The organism is Romboutsia sp. 1001713B170207_170306_H8 (genome assembly GCF_015550495.1).
Classification (GTDB): domain Bacteria; phylum Bacillota; class Clostridia; order Peptostreptococcales; family Peptostreptococcaceae; genus Romboutsia_E.
Genome location: NZ_JADNAX010000001.1, coordinates 572,488 through 595,364, shown reverse-complemented (window position 1 = coordinate 595,364; position 22,877 = coordinate 572,488). Strand labels below are relative to the sequence as shown.

Below are 22,877 nucleotides of genomic sequence, written 5' to 3'. Positions count from 1 at the left end.
CTTTCAAGCATACTCATTTTCTTCTCTATTATTCCACCACGCCTTCTCTAGTTCAAACTCATTTATTCTTATTGGCTTTGTCTTAGTATATTTCATTTTTTTGTAAGATATATTTTACTGTTTTAACTAAATTAAAGCTAAAATTTTTTTAGAAATAAAAAGAACACTATATACAAATTAATAATTGTACATAGTGTTCCTTATTAGGAATTTTATTTTATTATATCTTATAAGATAATTTCTTGTAATTTTATCTAAATAATTTACGATACTCTTTTATTCTTATAATAATAGTATTATAAGAATAAACCTCTTAATACTCTTATCCCATAATATATTTATAGTTTGATATAGGAACATCTAACCTATCCATAGCAATACATATTCCATTTTGTACAATATAACACTCTACATAATGCTCTCCTTTAAAGTCCGTTGACTCATGTAACTTAACAGTATTATACTTTTTTATTTGACCTCTGATACAGTTTCTATTTTTTGCAACTTGTCCTTCATTCTTTACTTTCCAGTATATATCATATTTACCCTTGATTTGATTATCAATATCTGTAATAAAAAACTCAAGACTTTTTTTAGGCTGTAAGTACATATTGTTCCTTAAAATATAGCTTAAAAATTTCGGTGTAAATCCATCTTGAGTTACTTTACAATCTATATTTAAAGAATACCTTATATCTACTTGGAACATATCCTCTATAAATTGCTCTGTATCAGAATAAGATTTACTAAAATTATATGAATATGAGGCTCTTGCTTCTGTAGTTGCTTTTTTAGGAAATTTACTACCAAATAGTTTCCTTAATTCTTTATTTATATTTGAAGATTCTTCAGTTAAATTTTCAATTTTTTTATACGCATTTTTAGCTTTAGTAATAAACTTACCATTATCACAATTATACACTTGTTGATTACTTCCTAAAGCATACCAATACGATTGGTCTTTGTTTAAATCTTTAAGATATTTAAATAATTCCTTAGTCATGTCTAAATAACTATCAAATCCAACATTCCTATATTCCACATTATTATTAAGAAAATTATAAGTTAAAGTATCTATCAATAATCCGCCAAACTTAAATCCTTGTTTGTTTTTCCAAGACCTCAACATATTAGCTATATATCTAAAATTGCCATCGGTATCATCTGCAGTTGTTTTACTTTCATCAATCTCTGGTAATGGGTCTGTAAACTTCCATTTACCACCATCATTTGTATCTGGATATTTAAATCTGTCATCTGACTGTTTGAATCCGGGAACTAATTCTACTGTATAGTTAGAAAACTTGATAACAACAACTTGTCCATCTCCACTCATATCAGTATTTGGATATCTACCTTTAAGTACATTTTTTACCTCTTGTAGTAATGCTGATTGTCCATTACCTTCATAATCATCATACTGTTTATATTTTGAATTAGGAAGGTCAAATAGTATATCTAAATCACTAACACCTTTTATTGCTGTTGTTCTTCCTACAGAACCTACTATGTATATATGAGATGAAGTATCTCCTGTTAAATCATAATAGTAGTTATTTAGCTTTTTAGCTATTTCCCCTACCGTAGTTTCCATGTCACTTATATTTGTTGGTTCTAAATTATTGATAAATGTTTTAAAATCGTTCTTTAAGCTCATTCGTCCCCCTGTAAATTTAATTATTTTTCTTTCTTGCTAATAATGGTAAAAAACTATCTATCTCTTCATCAGAATAGGTATTATCTTGTCTTCCCTTTAATTTTTCGCTTGCTCTTGTTACTGCTTCACTACTTGCATCTAAACACTCTTTATAAATATCCATCTGCTTTTTTAATATTTCATCTCTTTTTTGCATTAAAGTATCTTCATTATACTTATCAAGTTTTATATCGCATAAGATAGCAATTAATACTTCTCTTAATTCAAGTAAATCAATAGCAGACCTCTTATGATGTTTTTGAAGAGCATCTAAATCATAAACTTTAAAATAGGAATTAATAAATAGCGAAACTACTGATATTAATGCTGTTAATATTTTCAACCAATTTTCATCTATAAAAACAACTGTACAAATCCCAGAAGTAGTTATTGCTGATAATGCTATCCTTAAGGTTTCCATTTTATTATGCTTTTCTAAATAAATATCTGCTTGACATTCCTGTATTTTATGTGTCCACACAACTCCTGCGAAAATTTGTCGTAACTGACTCTCTAAAATTTCTATATTATTTATAACGATTACCCCCTGTTATCTTTTTTTATTAGCTTGTGCTAATACACTTCCTGCTAATGATTTTGTATCTGAATTATATTTGTTACTTTTTAATACTTTTGATGCTACTGTTTCCATTTCTTTACTTGTTTGTTTCTTGGTAGTATTTGTTTGAGAAAGAGCCGAACCTGCAAGTTTTTTCTGAATTGCTGAAGATTTATTGCTTTTTAGTGTTGCTGATGCTTTTTTTGAAATGTTTTTCCCTGTTTGCTTTTTGTTCATAGAATAGATATATTCCTCCGTAATCTAAAATTTAACTGTTAGCACTTATTTGTAACGAGTGCTAAAAATTATTTATAAATACATACTATCACCATTATTTTTTATAGTCAATAAATTTCTATATATTTCCTCAAAAATATTTTTTAATAAATAAACACTATATATAGTTTTACTAATTCGTCATCATACTATATATAGTGTTTATTATTGATTATTTTATTGAAGTATATCTTCTAATATTATTTCTTGTGATTCTATTTCTTTTTGAAGTTTATCTAAGTAATCTATTATTAAATCTACCTTAGCTACTATACGTCAACCTAATTTTTAAATTGCAGATATTATGTACTAAGTTATTATACTTCTTTCACTCATTTTTTCTTATCCAAGTAGTATCCCCCCTAACTTATATTCCTAAGTCATACTTGTTTATAATTAATAAATCTTTATAAGTATATATTATCATGTAAAAAGGTTAAAATAAAACCTTATTAATATGAATATCTTCTCTCTACTATATATATTTTATTGCATATAAAAAGACGAGTCTTTTACTCGTCTTTTTATATCAGATTTTTTATGTATTCTAATACATCTCTTTTCTTATCATTTGATAGCAATTTTAATATATTCATTATTTCTAAATTCAAATCATTGTTTTTGTATGATACACTTGTTTCATTAATTTCATTTTTATTAACTACAATTATATTTTCTTCACCCTTTGTTATTATCTGAGTAATCTCATCTTTTACTTTTTCATTTGCTACTAAAATAGTGTCTTTAGATAACCATTTTTCTATTACTTTTTCATTTTCAATACCTAAACATTGTTTGCATATTGAATCAACTAATTCATTAAATAAATCACCTTGATGACTATTTACCTGCACAAATATAACTTCTATTCCTTTCTTTATCAGCTCTTGCATTTTTAAATAATATTTTTCTGATGATTCATCTTTTCTTTGCCAAAATCCAGTTGCATGGTGACATATGCCTTCATAATCGTGAAATAAAACAATTTTAGTATCTCCTTTTTTTAAAGCATATTCTACTGCCTTTACTGCACCTTGTAACTCTCCTGCTATTTGTCTTATATTATTTTCACCCTTATTTTTTCCCGAGCCACTTTCTATATATTCTACAATATTTTCTCTAACACCTACAACTCCATATGAATATTTACCAGTTGCTGTACTATAGCTTCCATCAACATACATATGTAAACAATCTAAAGGATATGTATCTCTATTTTTTCTCAATAACTTACTACCTTCACTTAAAAATTTATTCGCCTCTTCTATGCTTTCAAAACTTTTGTATATAGCACCTTTAACACCTTTTACATATTTTAAGCAATCATTCCATGTATAAACTAATTCATTCTGTATTCTTTTATTATTTAAAGAATCAAATCCTTCCTTTATTGCATAAACCTTTTTAGCCATCCTATCTCTCCTTATTATTCGTATTCTTCAAAATTAACACCATGTGCAAGACCTACTTCATAGTATTTATTTAATTGTCCCCTCAATAATTTGTTTGTGTCTTCTAAATCATCTATTTTTAATTCTAAATTACTTCTTATTCTCATACTATTTGCTAATTCTTTTTTTAATTTATTTAATTCAATATATAATTTCTTATTTTTTAACTCTAATTCATCTATATAGTTTTTTGTATTTTTGGTAGATACTGTTTTAATTTCTTTATACCTACATACTTTATGTTTTTTTAACACTTCAAGAACATGAGGTTTTCCAAATACTGGTCTTGATAATCCAGTTCTTTCAATTAATAACTTAGTACTTACTTCAAATCCCATCTCTTTTAAATCCTTAATTGCCTCATCGACCTTACTTGCGGTTTCTTTTCTTTCATTCTCCTGTTTTTCTTTTAACCCACTATTTAATCCTTTTTTCACAATGACCTACCCTTCCATTATATAAGACTTTCTATTCTAGATACAATCTTTTTAAATAAGTCCCTTGTTTGACTTGCATATTCAGCTTGAAATTCTTTTCCATTTATTTCAAAATGTTCAGCTTGTTCTTCCCAGTAAATAGCTTGTTCTCTATAATAATCTACTTCATTGGAATCTGGAGCAAATTCATCACATCCTAAGCAAGCAAATATTTCTTCCTTACAGGAATATATATCTGTACAAATCCCAATACATCTATTATCACTCGAAATACTATATGCTCGCTTATTTGATAAAATCCATTTCTCCTTTTTTTCATCAAGGTTCATTATACGACCTCTAAACACTACCTTTTTACTGGCAATATTGCTTTCATTTAAAGTTAAGTTATTTATACTTGTATTAGACTTTGTATCTAATCTCGTGTAATCCCCTGTATATTCTCTATAATATCTTTCTTTTAAGTTTTTAGCTTGAGTTTTTTTACTTTTGTCGGTATTACTATGATAATAACTATCATATATAGTTACATCATCCATCCAACCTCCAGAATCTCTTACTTCTATAGGCTTGTATCCATAATCTAATTTATCCGTTACATTATTATGTCTAAATGAATGAGTTGTAACCGATATATTTTCATCAACTGATATATTGTGTTTTTGAGATAATCTCTTTAAGTATCTATTAAAAATTCCACCTACTAGTAAACAAACTCTATTGTATTGAATAATTTCTTTGTTACCTCTTTCAAGAACTGGATGATATAAAAATAATAATCCTTTATACTTTTCTTTATTAGACTTATATTGCAACTTTTCAGCTATTGATTTTTGTTCATAAAATAAATCTATCATGTATTTTCCTAATCCTTTATATTTTATGTATATATCTACCAGCTCTGTTTCTCCTAAATCATTTCTAGGTTTATCCACTTTTTTAAAAAGAACATATTCATCATCACTTACTTTTTTTATACTATCTACCCTTAACTTTGAAATTTCTTTGCATCTAGATGGATACATTCTGCATATCCAGTAATATAGCCTAAAGCAAAGAGGTACTTCATCTGATTTAAATATTTCATCTAACTTTAATGTAATAGTTTCAGGTATATACCTTGTCTTTAACTGGTTGTCTCCTTTATTTCTTTTATACCTACTCTGTCTAATGTTAATTGGATTATTCTTTGGAAGCCCTTCCCACTCTGATAAGGTCAAGAAAAAGTGATTTAAGCAATTTATTCTAGAAACTTTTGTTGCATGACTTAATTTTGTTCTATCTAAGTACATCTTATATCTTTTTATACATGTTTGGTTTACAACATCTAGCCTAATTATTTTTTCTTCATTTTTTAAGTATTTCATAAATTCAATTACTTTACCTACATACCCAATTTTTGTACTAAGACGTAGTTCAGCTATTAATGCATAATATTTAACGTAATCTATAAACTCATCTGGACATTTTGAAAAGTATAATTTTATAGAGCAATCTCTTTCTACATCATTTTCTGCATTATCACAAAGCCAAGTGTTCTCTTCAAATTTAATATTACTCCCTAACGCATATAACATTTCATTAATATGTTCATCTATATATTTTTTATCCAATGCATTTAGTACACTAATTAATTCACTCGACATCTTTAAATGCTCCTTTTAACTTGTCTAATACTTCTTTAGAAGACCTTAATAAATCACTTTCTTTCTCAAATTCTCTGAATTTTTCATAAATATCTTTTGATATATTTTCTTCTTCATATTTACTTATTAGTGCATTGACTAATACTTCCTGTTCTTCATATAATTTCTTCCATCTCTTAAAATGTTGTTTTCCTATACATATTTTAGAACAACCTGCACAAGGGAATCTATTTCCTCTTCTTTCACATATCTCTGTACTAAATTTCTTCATGCAAACACCAAATTCTACATCTCTAGAATTTAGGCAAAAATCTACATATAGAAGTTTTCTTTCTTTTTCTGAGAAGTTCTCTAGTTTTTGTTTTTCTAATAATAATTCAAATTTTTCTCTAAAAAACTCATTGTCTAATTCCTTCAACTTTCTTTTTCTAACTTCTGCATATATTTTTTCAGTTGTTTTTATATTCATATGATTCAAATAGCTTCCTACCTCATAAATACTTGCATCACCTGAGGTTATCATATCTACAGCTAAAGTTTTTCTATATTGTTTCGTAGTAATTTTCCATATTTGTCCACTTTCATCAGTTATATTATTTCTTTCTATGAGCCCTTGCATTGTCGAACACAATACGCTATTATCTATTAATGATAAATTTTGATATTTACCTAAATATATAAATATTTCTTTTGTATTATACTTTTTTCTTAATTGAGATGTATATGATATCTGAGTTTCAATTTCTTCACGTAACTCATCATCAATCACTATTCTATGGTAATCATCTAGCCCTGCCTTTCGCCTAGCTTCTAAAACTTTATAAGGTATATATTTAAGAATCACTGTATCTTCTGTAGATTCATCTAAGCAGTCTTCTTCTAAATAAGATACTTCTTTAAATCTCATACCTGTATTCATTAATATGAGTATTAATCTTTGATAATCATCTCTCAACTCATCAATGTGTGTCAATATCCCATCTATTACACATTCAGGTATTATTTCAGTTTTTTTACCTTTTCCACCTTTAAATCTAACATATCTAAAAAAATTTACTTTTGGTTTTTCAATTCCCTTTATATCATTTTCTATTAACCAATCTACAAATCCCTTAAGTCTAGAGTTGCATGATTCTATAGTACTTATTGAAATATTTTTTCCAAAAGAAGTTTTATATTCATTTTGCAAGTATTTCATTAATCTATATACATGTACTCTTCTTATATCTAGAACTGAATTAATGTGAAATTGTTTTTGTAAATACCTTATACTTTCAATAGCAAGGTGTGAGTCTCTTAATACAGATGGAATGCTTGTTTTGTCTGTTTTGTGTTTATACTCTTGCTCTATCATGTACTTATAGTACTGCTTAAGTTGATTTTTTATTATGCTATTCTCTACGCTACTAAAATTTATTGTTATTTTTCTAGATGTTTCTTTTATTCTCCAATGTAAATACCATATATCATCATCTAAGGTTATTTTAACTTTATCATGTAACTTTAAACTATTTTTATACTCTTGACATATTAAATCTTCTATTATAGAATTCTCATTATTCATTTTATAATATGTATATATATGATTTGCACTCACCTTATCTACACCTTCAAATATGCTAATTAAAACATTTTGACGTGTGATATCTGTACCTTCATTGACTAGTTTAGATATCACAAACTTAAGATATGTTACTAATTTTTCAGGGTATTTTACTAAGCATATATTTAAAATTCTAGATGCTCTTATACATGATACTTCTCCAACATTTAATTTATTTTTACTATCTAAGTTTTTTTCAATATAACCTATTAGCTTCTCTTCTGATTTGAGTAAGTAAAACCCTTGGTTATATTTATCTATTAGTATTTGTATCTCTTTATATAAGTTATTTTTATGGACACTTTTATCTTTATTTTTAAAATCTTTAGCATCTTTTTTAGAAAGCCCAGTACCCATAGCTAATACCGAATTTAAACTTAAGTGCATACTATCTTTTATCATATACTCTTCTATAATATATTCAAAATATGCTATAGATTCTTTTAAATATTCTTTGCCACATACCTCTAAAAATAGATTATATCCTATTATTTTTAATTTACTTTTTATGATATTTAAATATTTACCTGTAACTAGCTCTCCTATTAATAATGATTTAGTTTCATCTATTTTACTTGTTAGTAAAAACTTCACTTTTTCACTATATTGACTTATCGTATTATCTTTTGAAGAATGTATTGTATAAGATATTTCCAAATCAGTTGCATTAAATATATATCTAAGTATGGATGCTTCAGTTACTTTCTTTATATCGCAATTTAGTATCATATTTTTTATACTTTGGATAAGATATTCACCTAATTCCTTACTAAAAATAATTAATGCTATTGATATAAAATCTTTGAAGTTAATGTCTAACGAATTCTTATTATATAAATCATCTCCATATAGTATTTTTTCTACTTTTAATACTACTACATTCAACTCATTTACAGTGAGCTTTGTTGTTAACTCTAGCTCAGCTCCATTGACCATATAAACATAATTATAATTACTTGAGATATATTCTATCTCATATTTTCCCATTAATCTAATCCTTCTTTCTCCTTCTTTTCTGTATTTTATCATTTATAGCTTTAGAACGTGTTTTACTAAACTGCTTTCTATACGACTGTATAGTAGAAAACGACCTCCATCCCATAATATCCATAATTTCAGTGTCAGATGCATTGTTTGTTATTAATTCCTCTACTTTTGTAGACCTACCAGCATGTGTTATGGTTTTGTTAGGACTTAAACCTACTTTCTTAGCTACTGACTTTAATATTTTTCTATAATTACCTTGAGTTAATTTTTCACCTTGACTCTTGCCTTTTTTTAAATTTATAAATAAGAATTCATCAGATGTATTAGGATTTTCTATCTCTACACTAAATCTCTCACTTAGTAAGTAATCATTTATTATTTGACATAAGTACTCTGGCACTACGCAATATCGATTTACCGTCTTAGATTCTGATATAAATACTGTTCTTTCATTTGCATCATAATCATACATTTTTATTGTTAATATTTCTTCTATTCTACATCCACACTCTACACTAATTAAAAATATTGCTAAATCCCGTTTTGTATTAAATGCGGTCTTAAAGCAGTGTATATCTTCTTCGGTATACCATCTGTAGCTATCACGTTTTTGTGCAAACTTTATTTTAAAAGGTGTACCTTGACTTTTACTCCTTCCAAAAAATTTAGTTCCCCATATTTGTGCGTATAAATATTTATTATCAATATCTTCATAACTTTTTATCTTCTCTAAATCTATTAGCCCAAATTTAAATTCATCTAACCATAGATAAAAATTTGTTATTATATTAATATTGTGATAAACAGAGTTATAAGATGTTTGTGGCTTTGTACTTAATACATTGCTACTTTTAATTTCATAAATTAATTTTTTCATATAATTCCATATCACAACTTTATTCCTTATATTCTCATAACTCATGCCCAATGTATCTATATATTTTAAAAAGCCTTGTAATGTATATGCATATCTACGTTGTGTGTTAATAGAATTAACCCCTACACTATCAATCCATTGATTTATAATCCCCATAGGTATTCTATTTTTTGTTATACAATATCCATCTTCTACAACTCCAACTTTGTATACTTTTTTTGTTTTTTCTACTTTATATATATTCATACCTTACTCCATTTACAATCTTATCTTTCTTAGTAGTATATCCAGATATAAAAAAAAATATCAGACTGTATAAACTATTTATACTATCTGATATTTAAACAATTACATTAAATTCTATATAGTTACTATTAGTATAGTTATCATAAAGTAAAGATAAGCTATGAGCTTTAACTTTTACAAATTTAATATTTAGTTTATTTTTTATTCCATCATAGAATCTTTTATATTCTATTGTTCCCTCTTTATTAGTTTTCCAAACTCCAGTACACCATTTTTCAATACCTTCGTAGTCAAAGTATAAAATTAGATTCTCTATATTATTTTCTAGGCAATAATTCATAGCTAGTTTTGATGCTTCTATTTCACCTGCGACATTTCTCATAGTTACTAAAGACTCATCATTACCCTTTATGCTGTATGTTTTTTGAACTTGTCCATTTTTTAGTATAACAACACCTGAGCCATATTCTCTTATACAATGTTCATAACTACCATCTACATATGCCTCTACGGTGTTATCTTCATTCGAAAAAATAATTTCTTTCTTTCCATATATATACTCTTCTGCTTCATCTTTAGATAAAAAGCTTTTGTATTCTGCTCCTGAAAACCCATTTACTTGAGACTTACATTCATCCCAAGTATTATATATTCCTATGCACTTACCTTTTCTGACTGCATAAAATTTTTTTTTACTCAATATTATCACTCCTATAAGCTTACAATTATTTTTATACCGCTTGTAATCAATAATTATTGTAACTTAAACTTTATTTTTTTTAAAGTTATATTTTGTCACTTCCATATGTTATTACTTTATGGTATAATTTTTTATGAATAACGAATATAACTAATGATAGAGGTCGCGATATTAATAAGTAGTTCTGTGGAGGTAAGCACGTTGAAGCAAAACAAAAGGTAATATTGCCGAAATATACAAGTGAAGCTTTAAGCTTGTATGTTGGGGTTATACATAATATGTATAACACTGTCACAATAATTTGTGGAGTACTATCTTTAGATTAAGTCATATACTAAAAAATGATTAAGTCTAGAGTAGAAACTTCTACTCTATTTTTTTAGCTAAAATTTAGATATCAGGTTATATTCATAAAAATCAAGGAGGTCTATCATGACATCATCAAGAGAAAAAAAACAAGCAACCTTATTTGATGCAGTTTTATGTATCGGTTTCTTAGTTGCGACCTTAGTAACATGCTTAGTCATTCTAAAAGATTATGAAATTTCAGCTCATATTCCATTAATATTAGGTGGAGTTTTTGCTGGCTGCATATCTATATTTAAGCTTGGGTTTACTTGGAAAGAATTAGAAGAAGGAATTTTAGAAACTATTAATACTACAATGCAATCTATTTTAATACTTTTAGTTGTAGGTATATTAATAGGTACTTGGATTATAAGTGGTATAGTTCCATCAATGATTTATTGGGGACTTAATTTATTATCTCCAAGTATATTTTTAGTAGCTACTACTGTAATATGTGCTATCGTATCAATTTCTACAGGTTCATCTTGGACAACAGTAGGAACTATTGGTATAGCATTGCTTGGTATAGGAAGTGCATTAGGCATGCCAAGTAGCTTAGTAGCTGGTGCAATTATTTCAGGAGCATATTTCGGTGATAAAATGTCTCCACTTTCAGATACAACGAACTTAGCTCCTGCAATGGCTGGAACTAATTTATTTGATCATATAAAACATATGTTATATACTACAATTCCTGCTCTTTTAATAGCGCTTATAATCTACGCTATATTAGGAATGAAGTATGCAGGAAGCCAAATAGATACAGCTCAAATAACAGAAATACAAAATGCTTTACTATCTAGCTTTAATACTTTATCTCCATGGTTATTCTTAGTGCCAGTTGGAGTTATAGCTATGGTTATCCTTAAAGTACCAGCAATACCCGCACTAATGATCGGAGCACTAGCTGGAGGATTTGTAGCGGTATTTTTCCAAGGAAGTTCAGCTGCAGATGTTATTGTAGCTGCTAAAGTAGGATATACTTCAAATAGTGGTATGGTATTTGTAGATGAATTACTTTCTCGTGGAGGACTGGAAAGTATGCTAGATACAGTTGCACTTATGATGTGTGCATTAGTAACTGGAGGTATACTTGAAAAGTCAGGAATACTACAAGCACTTGCTAATTCAATATTAAAAGTAGCAAAAGGAACATTCGGATTAATTGCTGCTACAATTTTCACTGCTATTGGAACTAATTTAGCTGTAGCTGATCAATACCTAGCAATAGTAATTCCAGGAAGTATGTATAAAGATGCATTTAAAAACCAAGGATTAGCTGCTAAAAATCTATCTCGTGCTTTAGAAGATAGTGCTACAATCACATCACCATTAATTCCATGGAATACATGTGGAGCTTATATGTCTGCCACAATGGGGGTTGGGTGTTTTGCATTTTTACCATTTGCATTCTTCAATTTACTTTGCCCTATAATATCACTATTTTATGGTTTAACAGGAATAAGTATAGAAAAAATATCAACTGAAGATAATACTGAGTCTGTAAAAGAGGCTATAGTATAAATATAATAAAAGGGTTGTCTATTTAGACAACCCTTTTTCTAATCCCCTTTTTAGGTATATTTTAGAATGGATTAATAATACATCAAATACACAAAGTTTAAGTAAAGATAGTATTTCTGTAAATTCTCTTGTAGATAATAATTTAGGTAATGTAATAAAATTGATACTAAAGACTTAGGTAATTACTCAAAATCTTCAGTCATAGTTTATACAAAGGATAACAAAATACATTCAATTTCCATAAAATGAAAAGATTTTGTATATGAAATTTTTCAAAAACCTCTACAAAATAGTAAGAATATCTAAATATTGTTCTAGACATAAAAAAGAAATCCCATAACATTTAAATGTATTGAGATTTCTTTTTTTATTTATATTATAAGCTGTAAACTAGTCCTGCTCCTGGTCCTAGTGGTAATCCTAATGTCATCCATAATACTAACATTATTATCCATCCAACTAAGAATATTAAACTGTATGGTACCATTGTTGATATTAAAGTTCCTATACCAGCTTTTTTATCATGCTTTTGAGCAAATATAACTATCATTGCAAAGTAACTCATAAGTGGTGATATTATATTAGTAGTAGAATCACCTATTCTGTAAGCAACTTGAGTTAACTCTGGAGATATACCAAGTTTCATGAACATTGGTAAGAATACTGGAGCCATTATAGCCCATTTAGCTGAAGCTGATCCCATGAATAAGTTTATAAATCCTGCAAATAATACGAATACTATTATTAGAACTATAGAGTTCATATTCATTGAACCTAGTAATTCAGCACCTTTTAATGCTAATATTGTACCTAAGTTAGTGTATGAGAAGTAGCTAACAAATTGAGCCATAACAAATGCTAATGCTATATATGATCCCATCGAAGCCATTGACTTACCAAGTTCAGCACCAACATCTTTCTCATTTTTAAATTTACCTGATAATTTTCCGTAAACAACTGCTGCCACGAAGAATATTATTGCTATTAATACAACTAATCCATTCATTAATGGTGAATGATCTATTATTGAATTTGCAAATGTATCTGCTTCTAAGTTTCTTAATACTGAGTTTGGCATTAATACTATTGCAACTAATGCTGCTAACATTAATAATACTACTGTATTAGTAATTTTTAATGCTCTTTGTTCTTCTTTAGATAAGTTTTGTAAGTTTTTATCTTCTTCTGATAATTGAGATTTACCACTGAAAGATCCTAATCTAGGTTCAACTATTTTATCAGTTATAAACCAACCTAATCCTGTTATTAAGAATGTAGATGCCATCATAAAATACATATTTGATGCTGCTTGTACTGTATAGTTTGGATCTAACATTTGAGCTGCACCAGTAGATATACCTGCTAACATTGGATCTATTGTTCCTATTATTAAGTTAGCACTAAATCCTCCAGAAACACCAGCAAACCCTGCTGCAAGTCCTGCAAGTGGATGTCTACCAAATGACATAAATATTAATGCTGCAAGTGGAACTAATACAACGTATCCTGCATCACTTGCTATATTTGACATAACTCCTAAAAATACAACCATTGGTGTAACTAATTTTGCTGGAGTTACAGAAACTGTCTTTTTAAGTAAAGCAGATATGTATCCACTTCCTTCTGCTGTACCTATACCTAACATACCTACTAAAACAACCCCAAGTGGTGCAAAGTTTATAAAGTTAGATATAGCATTTTCTAGCATATAAACTATACCTTCTCTTGATAGTAAGCTTACTGCTGTTATTGTTTGGAATTCAACTTCATTAGTAGCTCTATTTATAAGTTCTCCTTCTGCTGAAAGACCTACACCTGCTGCTACTGCAGATATAATCATAATTGCCACACAGAATAATGCAAATAATGTTATAGGATGAGGAAGTTTGTTTCCTACTACTTCTATTCCATCAAGGCATTTTTGAAATACACTTTTTTTCTCTTGCGTTGATTTAACCGCTCTATCCATATTCTTTCCCTCCCTAATAATAAGTTCTTATTTTTAATAAATAAATTAATTTTTATATACTAATTATATCAACCTAAAAATAATTGTCAACTTTATTTTTTAAAATTTTCTATAAATTTCAACAATAATACTTTATTTATTAATTTTAGTTATTTTCCAAATCAACTTTTATTATTAGAAAATTTTAAATTTTATACTTATGATAAAAAAATAATAAATCCCTGTTAAATACTACTTTACAAGAGATTTATTTTAATATAAAAGATTTATATGTATAATACATTTCCTACATATATTGAAAGTTATATATAATTTTTCTTCATTTTTTAAAAAAGTTTAATTTTTATTATTTAATCATTAAAGTATCTTATCTTTATTTATTAAATAATTTATATTAAAATACTTTATTTTAAAAGTTTTTTGTAAATCACCCATATAACGTACTCTACTACTCAAAGTTCGTTTTTTTATTTCTTCATTTATATAATTTTCAGCTTTTTTCATATCTTTAATTTGTATACTTTTTAAACTTTTTGAAATATCCATAATGGCAGATTTTATAATTTCATCTCTGCATCTTTTAAAATGAGCTTCCATATTCTTATACATATTACTTCTATTCATACTAATAATTCTACATCCATGTAAATCTTTTTCAAGCATCCTTAAAGTAGTTTTATTACTTCCACTATTAAGTATAACAAAGCAACCATAATCATATTTACTCCTTAATATACGTCCTAAAGCTTGCTTTATTTTTATAGCTAGCTGAGGATAGTTTATTCTGTGATAAGGTATATTGTATTTATGCATTATAGTTGAATACAAAGGATCTTTGGGGTTTAAGTTTGGTATTTTATCCAACGTAGCACATATAAGTCCATCTCCCGGAACATCTACACCTTCAAAACAGCCTTTAGAACCTAATACTACACATTTTTTATTTATATCTTTAAGTACATTTATACCTTTTTTGTCACTATAAATTTCTATATCTTTTTCATGTAAGTAATTCTTTAAAACCTCATAAGTCTTAGTCTGCCTGTCCTTACTATTAAATAGACATAAAGTATGCCCATTAGTTATATCACAAATATCACTTATAATCATACTTATTTCATCTATAAATGAATTATTTTTATAACTACAAATATCATTTACACTAATTAAAGATAGCCTCCTTTTATAATCATAAATAGGTTCTATTACTTTTTCTAAATTATTAACTCTATTTATTCCTAACGTTCTTTTAAAGTAATCCATCTTATTTCCTACACTTAATGTAGCTGATAAAAATATTCCTGTAGATAAAGAACTTAGTATATTTTCTTCAAATAAGTCTGCTATATTTAATGGAACTACTCTAATTTCAAAATACTTAAAGTTTTTATCTATATCTACTATTCTCGCAAAATTATCATCTTCGCTATATTCTAAAAAGGCTTGAATAGTATTTCTTATATCTTCCATATCCTTAAACCTTGACTTACCAAATTTATATACATCAGATTCTTTATCACAACTATCATCTTCCATATTTCTATCAATAGCTACTAATATTGATGTAATATTTCTTAATATAGTTTCACAGCTAATCTTTATTCTTTCACTATATGGATTATATGTAATACTTGCATACTCTCCATTCTTTTTTATCTTTCCAGCAACTTCATTTGATTGTAGATTTAACTCCCATCTTAAATTATACATACTTAAATTACTATACTCGCTAGTTTCTCCATAAATAAGTAGTGATTGAATTTCTTCTACTATTAAGTTTATATTTGTACTTATTTTATCTTTAATAGTTCTATCTAATCTTATATGATTATAAAATTTATCAAACATCTTAACTTTTTTAAGCTTTTTATTATATGAAAAGGGACTATTATATATATTTTCATAAGGATATATTTCCTGTAAAAAATATAAAAAAGCCCTAGAATCTACTATACTAGAGAAAAAATCATATCCTTTTTCAGTTAAATTATGTGCCTCATCTACTATTAAATTTTCAATTGGCTTTTCTTCTTTATATGGCCATTTAGCAAGTAGTGAGTGATTTATTACTGTTATGTCTTCTTCTTTTAATTCTTCAACTCTTTTTTTATATAAACAATTTTTAATACATTTTTTAGGTCTACATAAGTTAGGATCACAACTTGAGCTTATAATATGATTCATTATTCCAGTAAAATGATTTAAGATCCAATAATTTATTTCTTCTATATCTCCATAATCTCCATTTTCTACTAATCTCTCTAGATATATAATTCCTAATACTTCTAATTTATTTAAATCATCAGACTTATAATCATATTTATATGATTCTAGCTTCTCCACACATATATAGTTATTTTTTCCTTTTATATATCCATAACTTACTTTATTATTTAACTCTAGAGAATTAAGTATATTAGGAATATCTTTGTTTATAAGCTGAGTTTGTAGTTCCTTAGTATCTGTAGATACTATTATTCTTTGATTTCTTAATCTAGCTTCTAAAATTGCTGGTAATAAATATCCAATACTTTTTCCAATACCTGTTGGTGCTTCTATACATGCAATATTAGCTGACCCATGGTTTCCTCTAAAAGTTTCTCTTATAGTTTTTGTAAGTTCATACTGTCCTGGTCTAAACTCATATATAAATCCTTCTTTACTTGCCCAAATGCTATCATCCTTAAGCAAGTCTTCATATGGACTATGCTTTGAATGTATTTTATTAAAGATTTCCTTTTCCTTCTTTTTATCTCTATATGATAAGTTGCTTTTATTATCTTCATACTTTATGTTATATTCATCTATTTCATAATTTCCTTCATCTATAAATCTACTCCAGTCCCAACTTGATAATCCAAATTTATTTAAATAAGAATTTATTTTAAAACTTAATGGTTCTAGTGTTGCGTTATTAATTTCACTTTTATTAAGTCTCATTAAAAGTGCATTCACAACGTTTATAGTATCTATAGCATCATCTAATGCTCTATGTTTTTCATCACTTTTATCATTGGTTATTCTCTTTTTTAGATAATCTAAACTATATTCTTTATGATATGGCTCTAATATCGCTGCTAATTCCATAGAATCTATAATCTTATTTTTAATTTCCGGTATATAAAAATTAAAGAAACTTTTTTCAAATTCTGCATTATGACATACTATAACTTTATCCTCAATAAAGTCTATAAGATATTTTTTCACCGTATTTAAATCCATCGCATTATTAAAGTCTTCTCTTTTTAATTCACTACATAAAGAAAATATCTCTAGTGGTATTTCTTTTTTATTTTTTATTAAAGACCTAAAGGTAGTTATTTCTTTATTGTTTATTTTCACAGCTCCAATTTCTAATATTTCAGATTTACTCGGATTTAATCCACTTGTTTCTATATCTAAAAAAATAACATTATTTATCACACTAATAATATCATTTCTTAATTTTATTATATTCTCCACTTCATCCATTTTAAGTCCTTTCAATATTACTTTACTTCTAAGTTTATCTTAGTTTTATATAATATTTACTTTACTATACATTTTATAATTTTTAAATATTTTATATTAATTGACAAAATTTTATAGCGATATATTGTTCTAATTTGTGGTATATAATCGACCATAATTATAAAAACTATATAAAGTTAAATTTATTATAATTAGAGGTGATTTTGTGAATAAAAAAAGCTATAAAAATTATTATATATTAGGTGCTTTTTTAATTGCTTTCACATTGTTAGTTGTACCAAATTTTTCTCTAGTCAAAAAGCTTAAAACTCAAATTTATTCTCCTGGGCTTAGTACTACTGAATATAATTGGTATTTTAATCCTCGTAACGATGGAAAGCAACCGTCTCCACCTCAAGAAGCTAGTTTCTTTAAGAAATATGATTCTTATTATGTAGGAGACCCTAATGAAAAGGTAATATATTTAACATTTGATGAAGGGTATGAAAATGGTTATACAAGCAAAATCTTAGATGTATTAAAGAAACATAGTGCTAAAGCCCATTTCTTCGTAGTTGGAACTTATATTGACACTAATCCTGACCTTATAAAACGTATGGAAAAAGAAGGACATTTAGTTTGCAATCATTCTAAAAATCATCCTTCTATGGCAAGTATACATGATTTTGATAAGTTTAAAGATGAAGTTATTAGTGTAGAAGAATCTTATAAGAATGTTACAAATAAGGATATGCCTAAATACTTTAGACCTCCAATGGGAAAATTTAGCGAAGAGTCTTTAAAATACACACAAGACTTAGGTTATAGTTCAATATTTTGGAGCTTTGCTTATGTAGATTGGTATAATGATAAGCAACCTACTCCAGAGTTTGCAAAAGAAAAAATCTATTCTAGAACACATCCAGGTGCAATAGTTTTACTTCATCCTAATTCAAAAACAAATAGCGAAATACTTGATGAAGTTCTTACTCACTGGGAAAAAGAAGGATATAGATTAGAAACATTTGATTATTTAGTTAAATCAAATAAAAATTAAATATAAAGTAAAGGTCTTAAATAAATATATTTCAATAATTTAAGATCTTTACTTATACTTTTAATTTAAGCATCTACTAATATATTTTTTCCTTTATATTCTGCTACCCAGTATGGTTTATATATACTTTTTATTTCTAGTAGCTTTATATTTTGTATATTTAGATTATCTAACATATCATTTTTATATTTTTTTTCCATAAACTTTATAATTTGATTTTTCACTTCTTCAATAATTTCGTAGTCATCAACTTTAGATTTTTTTATACAACTTTTTGGTACATATCTTTTTACTGTAATTGGAATAGAATCTACAGACTCAGAATATCCGCTATATGTATTTACTACCATGGTTACATCGAACTTTTTAGAACTATTTCTAAATAAATTCATACTCCCCTTTTTGCTAGTTATTTGATACTTTAAAATTTTAAACTCTATATATTCTAGATGTATATCTTGAGCCTTATTATTAAATTGTATTACTTTACTAATTAAAGGTGTTTTATTAAATATCTTTCTAATAGCATCTTTCTTTTTTACATTTATTTTTATAGAATCCACTAACATAAATATCCTCCCAGGATGATTTTATTTATTTACTTAATAAATTATATTATCCATAAGCTTGTTCTAATGTATATAGGTTTTTAAATTTACATATCATAATGATTACAATTATGAATTGGAGGATAAAAAAATGCCAAGGGCTATTACACACTATTTATTTGCTAATGATTGTTTTAATAATTTAGATATAAAAACACAAAATATAATAAAAAAAAATATTAATGTATATAACTTAGGGAGCCAAGGTTCTAATTTTTTTAATTATTATAATGATTTATCCTTTTTGAATAAAAAAAATACTTCTCTATTAAGTGCTCTTATTCACAATAAAGATACTAATATTTTTTTTAATAATATGGTTATGTATTGTAATAGTAAAAATAATTTAGAACATTTATTTAATGACACAAACTTTAAAAACGTTTGTATCTCATATATATACGGTTTTTTATCTCACTATATATTAGATGAATACGCTCATCCATATATATATAGTTTACAAAAAACGCTAAAGGAAAAATATAAATATAAAAGTGCTGTAGCTCTTCATAAAAGTATTGAAACTCATATTGATAAATTAATATTATTCAAATTTAAAAGCTTAAAACCATATGACTTTAAAGATTATTTAAATATTGATATTAGTAATGATGATTTATTAGTAATTTGTGATATGTATAGTTATTTACTAAGCTATGTGTATAATAAAAAAATCACTTATGACGATATAAAAAAATCATATTATACATTTAAAAAAGTAGAAAAAAAATTAAATACATCATATAACCTATTTTCTAAAATTTATTTAAATATAAAAAACACAACTGTAAAAAATAGTTTTATAGATAATGAAATATATTCTAACTATTCACATTGTGTAAATGATTTACTCAATGAAAATCACTCTGTATGGGTAGATCCTATTACCCTAAAAAAGCATAACTGCTCTTTTTTAGATATATACAATAATAGCTTAGATATATTTTTAGATACTTCTATAAAATTAGATTCTTACTTTAAAAATAAATCTTCTATTGATTTTTTAGAGTTTAAAATTAGTTATTAAGGGATGATTTAATGAATGTGAAAAAGATAATATTTTTAATAGTACCAATACTTTTATTGTTAGTCTTTATACATGAAAGTAATGATGATACTGTAAGTGCTATAAATGAAATAAAAGATGATTTAACTCCACCGATTATAAAAAAAGTAAATCCATCTAAATGCCAACAATATATAGTTGGAAAACCTACAATATCAGTGTCTTATAAAGATGATACTGGTATAAATTTATCATCAGTAAAATTTTTTGTAAATTATAAAGATGTTACAAGTGATTGTACAATTACAAATGAAAAGATTACTTATACGCCTAAAACTAAATTTAAAAGAGGTAACCAAATAGTAAAAATTGAATTAAGTGACTTATCTAATAATAAAAAAGAATTTGAATGGTATTTTACAGTTGGTACTCCTGTATATACTCACTATAGAGGTTTACTTCATGCTCATACAGAAAATAGCGATGGCCATGGTACCTATGAAGATGCTTATTATTTAGCAAAATATAAAGCTAATTTAGATTTTTTTGCTATAACAGACCATTCTAATTATTTAGATAATGACTTAATGTGTACTTTAAATGATTCATCACCTTCTAAAAAATGGAATAACTTAATAACTTGTGCTGATAAGTATTCAAGTAATGGTGAATTTATAGCATTATCTGGATTTGAAATGACATATGATATGAATGATGAAAATCCAAAAGGACATATTAATGTATTAAATACAGATGGATTTATTTCTTCTAATGATACCAGTTTAGACTTAGATAGATTTTACCAAATTATATCTAACTACGAAGATTTAATAGGACAATTTAATCATCCATGTGATAAGTTTGGTAAGTTTAATGACTTTAAATATTCACAAGCTGCAGATAAAGTAATTTGCTTATTAGAAATAGGTAATGGATATAATAAATCTATGGATAAAAATATAAAAGCATATGATATGTATCAATATGCTTTAGATAAAGGTTGGCACGTTGCACCTACATGTAATCAAGATAATCACAAAGTTGATTTTGGTATAGCAAATGAGTTTAGAACAGTTATTTTATCTACTGACTTAACAAAGGATGCTTTATATGATGGATTAAGACATATGAGAGTATATGCAACAGAAGATAAGAACATAAAGATAGATTATACAATAAATGATTCACCCTTAGGTTCTACGCTAAAAAAACCATCGAAATTAAATTTTTCTGTTAGTGCTATAGATAATGATAATAGTGATACTATTAAAGATATTCAAATTATAAGTAACAATGGATCAATTATAAAAAAACAAAGCTTTAATTCTAATTTTGCTAAATTAGATTTTACTATCAAGGCTAAAGAAGATGCATTTTATTATGCTAAAATAATACAACAAAATAATAAGATATCAATTACTGCTCCTATATGGGTAAAAATAAGATGATGGAATTTATTTTTCCATCATCCACTCTATATATAAACCAACACCTTCTTTTGTATTTGTAGCTAATACATGTGATAATGCACCTATTATTTTTCCATTTTGTATTATTGGTGAGCCACTCATACCTTGTAGTATACCACCATATGAATTTATAAAATCTTTATCAACTACTTCAAATTCAAATCCTTGAGTGCTTGGCTCATCTTGATTGTTTATTTTAGTTATATTAATATCATAAAACTTTTTATTTTCTTCAGTACTATTACTTATAACTAAACTTGCATGTCCTAATTGAACATCTTCAACTTTACCTACCTTATAAATTTGTTTATCTTTAAAATTATCACAAGTTATTTTTCCCTTTGCTCCAAAGTCATTTACTTTATATATATTACCTTGACTTTTGTCTTTCATTTTTCCATAAATACTACCAATTTCACATTTATTAGATTTTTTTATTTCTACTACATTACATAAATATATCTTACCTTGTTTTGAAATTATATCATTTAGTTCATTAACTCTTATATTATGTCCTACAGCTCCAAATGTATTTTCTTTTGGATCTATATAAGTTAATGTAGCGCAAAATGGAATGTATTCTGTAAAATAGGATGGATTAAGTTCTTCTTTACTTAACATTATGTTTTCATACTTTCCATTTCTTAATATTAAAACCTTATAATTTTTAGCTTTGTTATAGATAATATAATTAAAAATATCATTTCTATTTTTTATTTTTTTATTATCTATTTTACATATTAAATCGAAGTTTTCCAAATTTTTAAATTTGTTATCTCTTTTATAATACATAACTTTTTGAGTATCCATATTAATCTGTAAAAGTTCTCCTCCTATAATAACTTCTGAAGGAATTTCTTCTTTTTTTTGCATTGAATGAATACAACTTGGAAATAATACTATTAAAGTAAAAATAATTAAAAACATTTTTAAATTTGTTTTAAAGGACTTTTTCATATAGTACTCCT

At 26.2% G+C, this 22,877-nt stretch carries 17 protein-coding genes and 1 riboswitch; of the genes, 4 read left to right on the top strand and 13 right to left on the bottom strand.

Annotation, left to right across the window (positions count from 1 at the left end; translation table 11 throughout):
- Window positions 1-322: 322 nt before the first annotated feature.
- The 9 genes from I2A66_RS02855 to I2A66_RS02815 form a co-directional block, all read right to left on the bottom strand.
- Window positions 323-1,657, bottom strand: a complete 1,335-nt coding sequence (locus I2A66_RS02855; protein WP_195250924.1) for a nucleotide-binding domain-containing protein — start codon at window positions 1,655-1,657, stop codon at window positions 323-325.
- Between the two features lie 16 nt (window positions 1,658-1,673).
- Window positions 1,674-2,216 carry an SLATT domain-containing protein gene (locus I2A66_RS02850; RefSeq protein WP_330615446.1) on the bottom strand — a complete coding sequence of 181 codons (543 nt, stop codon included), beginning with the start codon at window positions 2,214-2,216 and terminating at the stop codon, window positions 1,674-1,676.
- Window positions 2,217-2,246: 30 nt separating this feature from the next.
- Entirely contained in the window at window positions 2,247-2,492 is a 246-nt protein-coding gene (locus tag I2A66_RS02845; RefSeq protein ID WP_195250920.1) for a hypothetical protein, read from the bottom strand.
- A 563-nt stretch (window positions 2,493-3,055) separates the two neighbouring features.
- Window positions 3,056-3,943 carry a ribonuclease H1 domain-containing protein gene (locus I2A66_RS02840; protein WP_195250919.1) on the bottom strand — a complete coding sequence of 296 codons (888 nt, stop codon included), beginning with the start codon at window positions 3,941-3,943 and terminating at the stop codon, window positions 3,056-3,058.
- A 14-nt stretch (window positions 3,944-3,957) separates the two neighbouring features.
- Window positions 3,958-4,419 carry a DUF6262 family protein gene (locus I2A66_RS02835; protein WP_195250918.1) on the bottom strand — a complete coding sequence of 154 codons (462 nt, stop codon included), beginning with the start codon at window positions 4,417-4,419 and terminating at the stop codon, window positions 3,958-3,960.
- Between the two features lie 17 nt (window positions 4,420-4,436).
- The gene (locus I2A66_RS02830; RefSeq protein WP_195250917.1) at window positions 4,437-6,065 is read right to left on the bottom strand and encodes a phage integrase SAM-like domain-containing protein; all 1,629 of its coding nucleotides are present in this window, start codon (window positions 6,063-6,065) and stop codon (window positions 4,437-4,439) included.
- Entirely contained in the window at window positions 6,055-8,697 is a 2,643-nt protein-coding gene (locus tag I2A66_RS02825) for a tyrosine-type recombinase/integrase (RefSeq protein WP_195250916.1), read from the bottom strand. The genes I2A66_RS02830 and I2A66_RS02825 overlap by 11 nt, the downstream gene beginning before the upstream one ends.
- On the bottom strand, window positions 8,660-9,778 hold the full coding sequence (locus I2A66_RS02820) for a tyrosine-type recombinase/integrase (RefSeq protein WP_195250915.1): 1,119 nt from the start codon (window positions 9,776-9,778) through the stop codon (window positions 8,660-8,662). Before I2A66_RS02820 ends, I2A66_RS02825 begins: the two co-directional genes overlap by 38 nt.
- 94 nt (window positions 9,779-9,872) lie before the next feature.
- Complete coding sequence (locus tag I2A66_RS02815; protein ID WP_334298819.1) at window positions 9,873-10,487, bottom strand: ribonuclease H family protein; 615 nt, start codon at window positions 10,485-10,487, stop codon at window positions 9,873-9,875.
- Between the two features lie 140 nt (window positions 10,488-10,627).
- A riboswitch (Lysine riboswitch) is annotated at window positions 10,628-10,800 on the top strand.
- Window positions 10,801-10,910: 110 nt separating this feature from the next.
- Here I2A66_RS02815 and nhaC point away from each other — a divergent pair.
- On the top strand, window positions 10,911-12,350 hold the full coding sequence (nhaC, locus tag I2A66_RS02810) for a Na+/H+ antiporter NhaC (protein WP_122639443.1): 1,440 nt from the start codon (window positions 10,911-10,913) through the stop codon (window positions 12,348-12,350).
- 376 nt (window positions 12,351-12,726) lie between these two features.
- Here nhaC and I2A66_RS02805 read toward each other — a convergent pair whose 3' ends face one another.
- Both I2A66_RS02805 and I2A66_RS02800 read right to left on the bottom strand, forming a co-directional pair.
- Complete coding sequence (locus tag I2A66_RS02805; RefSeq protein WP_122639444.1) at window positions 12,727-14,319, bottom strand: AbgT family transporter; 1,593 nt, start codon at window positions 14,317-14,319, stop codon at window positions 12,727-12,729.
- Window positions 14,320-14,676: 357 nt separating this feature from the next.
- On the bottom strand, window positions 14,677-17,790 hold the full coding sequence (locus I2A66_RS02800; RefSeq protein ID WP_122639615.1) for a helicase C-terminal domain-containing protein: 3,114 nt from the start codon (window positions 17,788-17,790) through the stop codon (window positions 14,677-14,679).
- Between the two features lie 205 nt (window positions 17,791-17,995).
- On the opposite strand from I2A66_RS02800, the gene pdaA reads away from it, so the two are divergent.
- Window positions 17,996-18,826 carry a delta-lactam-biosynthetic de-N-acetylase gene (gene pdaA / locus I2A66_RS02795; RefSeq protein ID WP_147515432.1) on the top strand — a complete coding sequence of 277 codons (831 nt, stop codon included), beginning with the start codon at window positions 17,996-17,998 and terminating at the stop codon, window positions 18,824-18,826.
- Window positions 18,827-18,891: 65 nt separating this feature from the next.
- Here the strand turns inward: pdaA and I2A66_RS02790 are convergent, their stop codons facing one another.
- The gene (locus tag I2A66_RS02790) at window positions 18,892-19,395 is read right to left on the bottom strand and encodes a hypothetical protein (RefSeq protein WP_122639446.1); all 504 of its coding nucleotides are present in this window, start codon (window positions 19,393-19,395) and stop codon (window positions 18,892-18,894) included.
- A gap of 130 nt (window positions 19,396-19,525) precedes the next feature.
- Between I2A66_RS02790 and I2A66_RS02785 the strand changes: the two genes are divergently transcribed.
- Both I2A66_RS02785 and I2A66_RS02780 read left to right on the top strand, forming a co-directional pair.
- Complete coding sequence (locus I2A66_RS02785; protein ID WP_122639447.1) at window positions 19,526-20,461, top strand: zinc dependent phospholipase C family protein; 936 nt, start codon at window positions 19,526-19,528, stop codon at window positions 20,459-20,461.
- Window positions 20,462-20,472: 11 nt separating this feature from the next.
- Window positions 20,473-21,888: a CehA/McbA family metallohydrolase gene (locus I2A66_RS02780; RefSeq protein ID WP_122639448.1), complete on the top strand. Its 1,416-nt coding sequence runs from the start codon at window positions 20,473-20,475 to the stop codon at window positions 21,886-21,888.
- Window positions 21,889-21,894: 6 nt separating this feature from the next.
- Here I2A66_RS02780 and I2A66_RS02775 read toward each other — a convergent pair whose 3' ends face one another.
- Window positions 21,895-22,866: a SpoIVB peptidase S55 domain-containing protein gene (locus I2A66_RS02775; RefSeq protein WP_195250911.1), complete on the bottom strand. Its 972-nt coding sequence runs from the start codon at window positions 22,864-22,866 to the stop codon at window positions 21,895-21,897.
- Window positions 22,867-22,877: the final 11 nt, after the last annotated feature.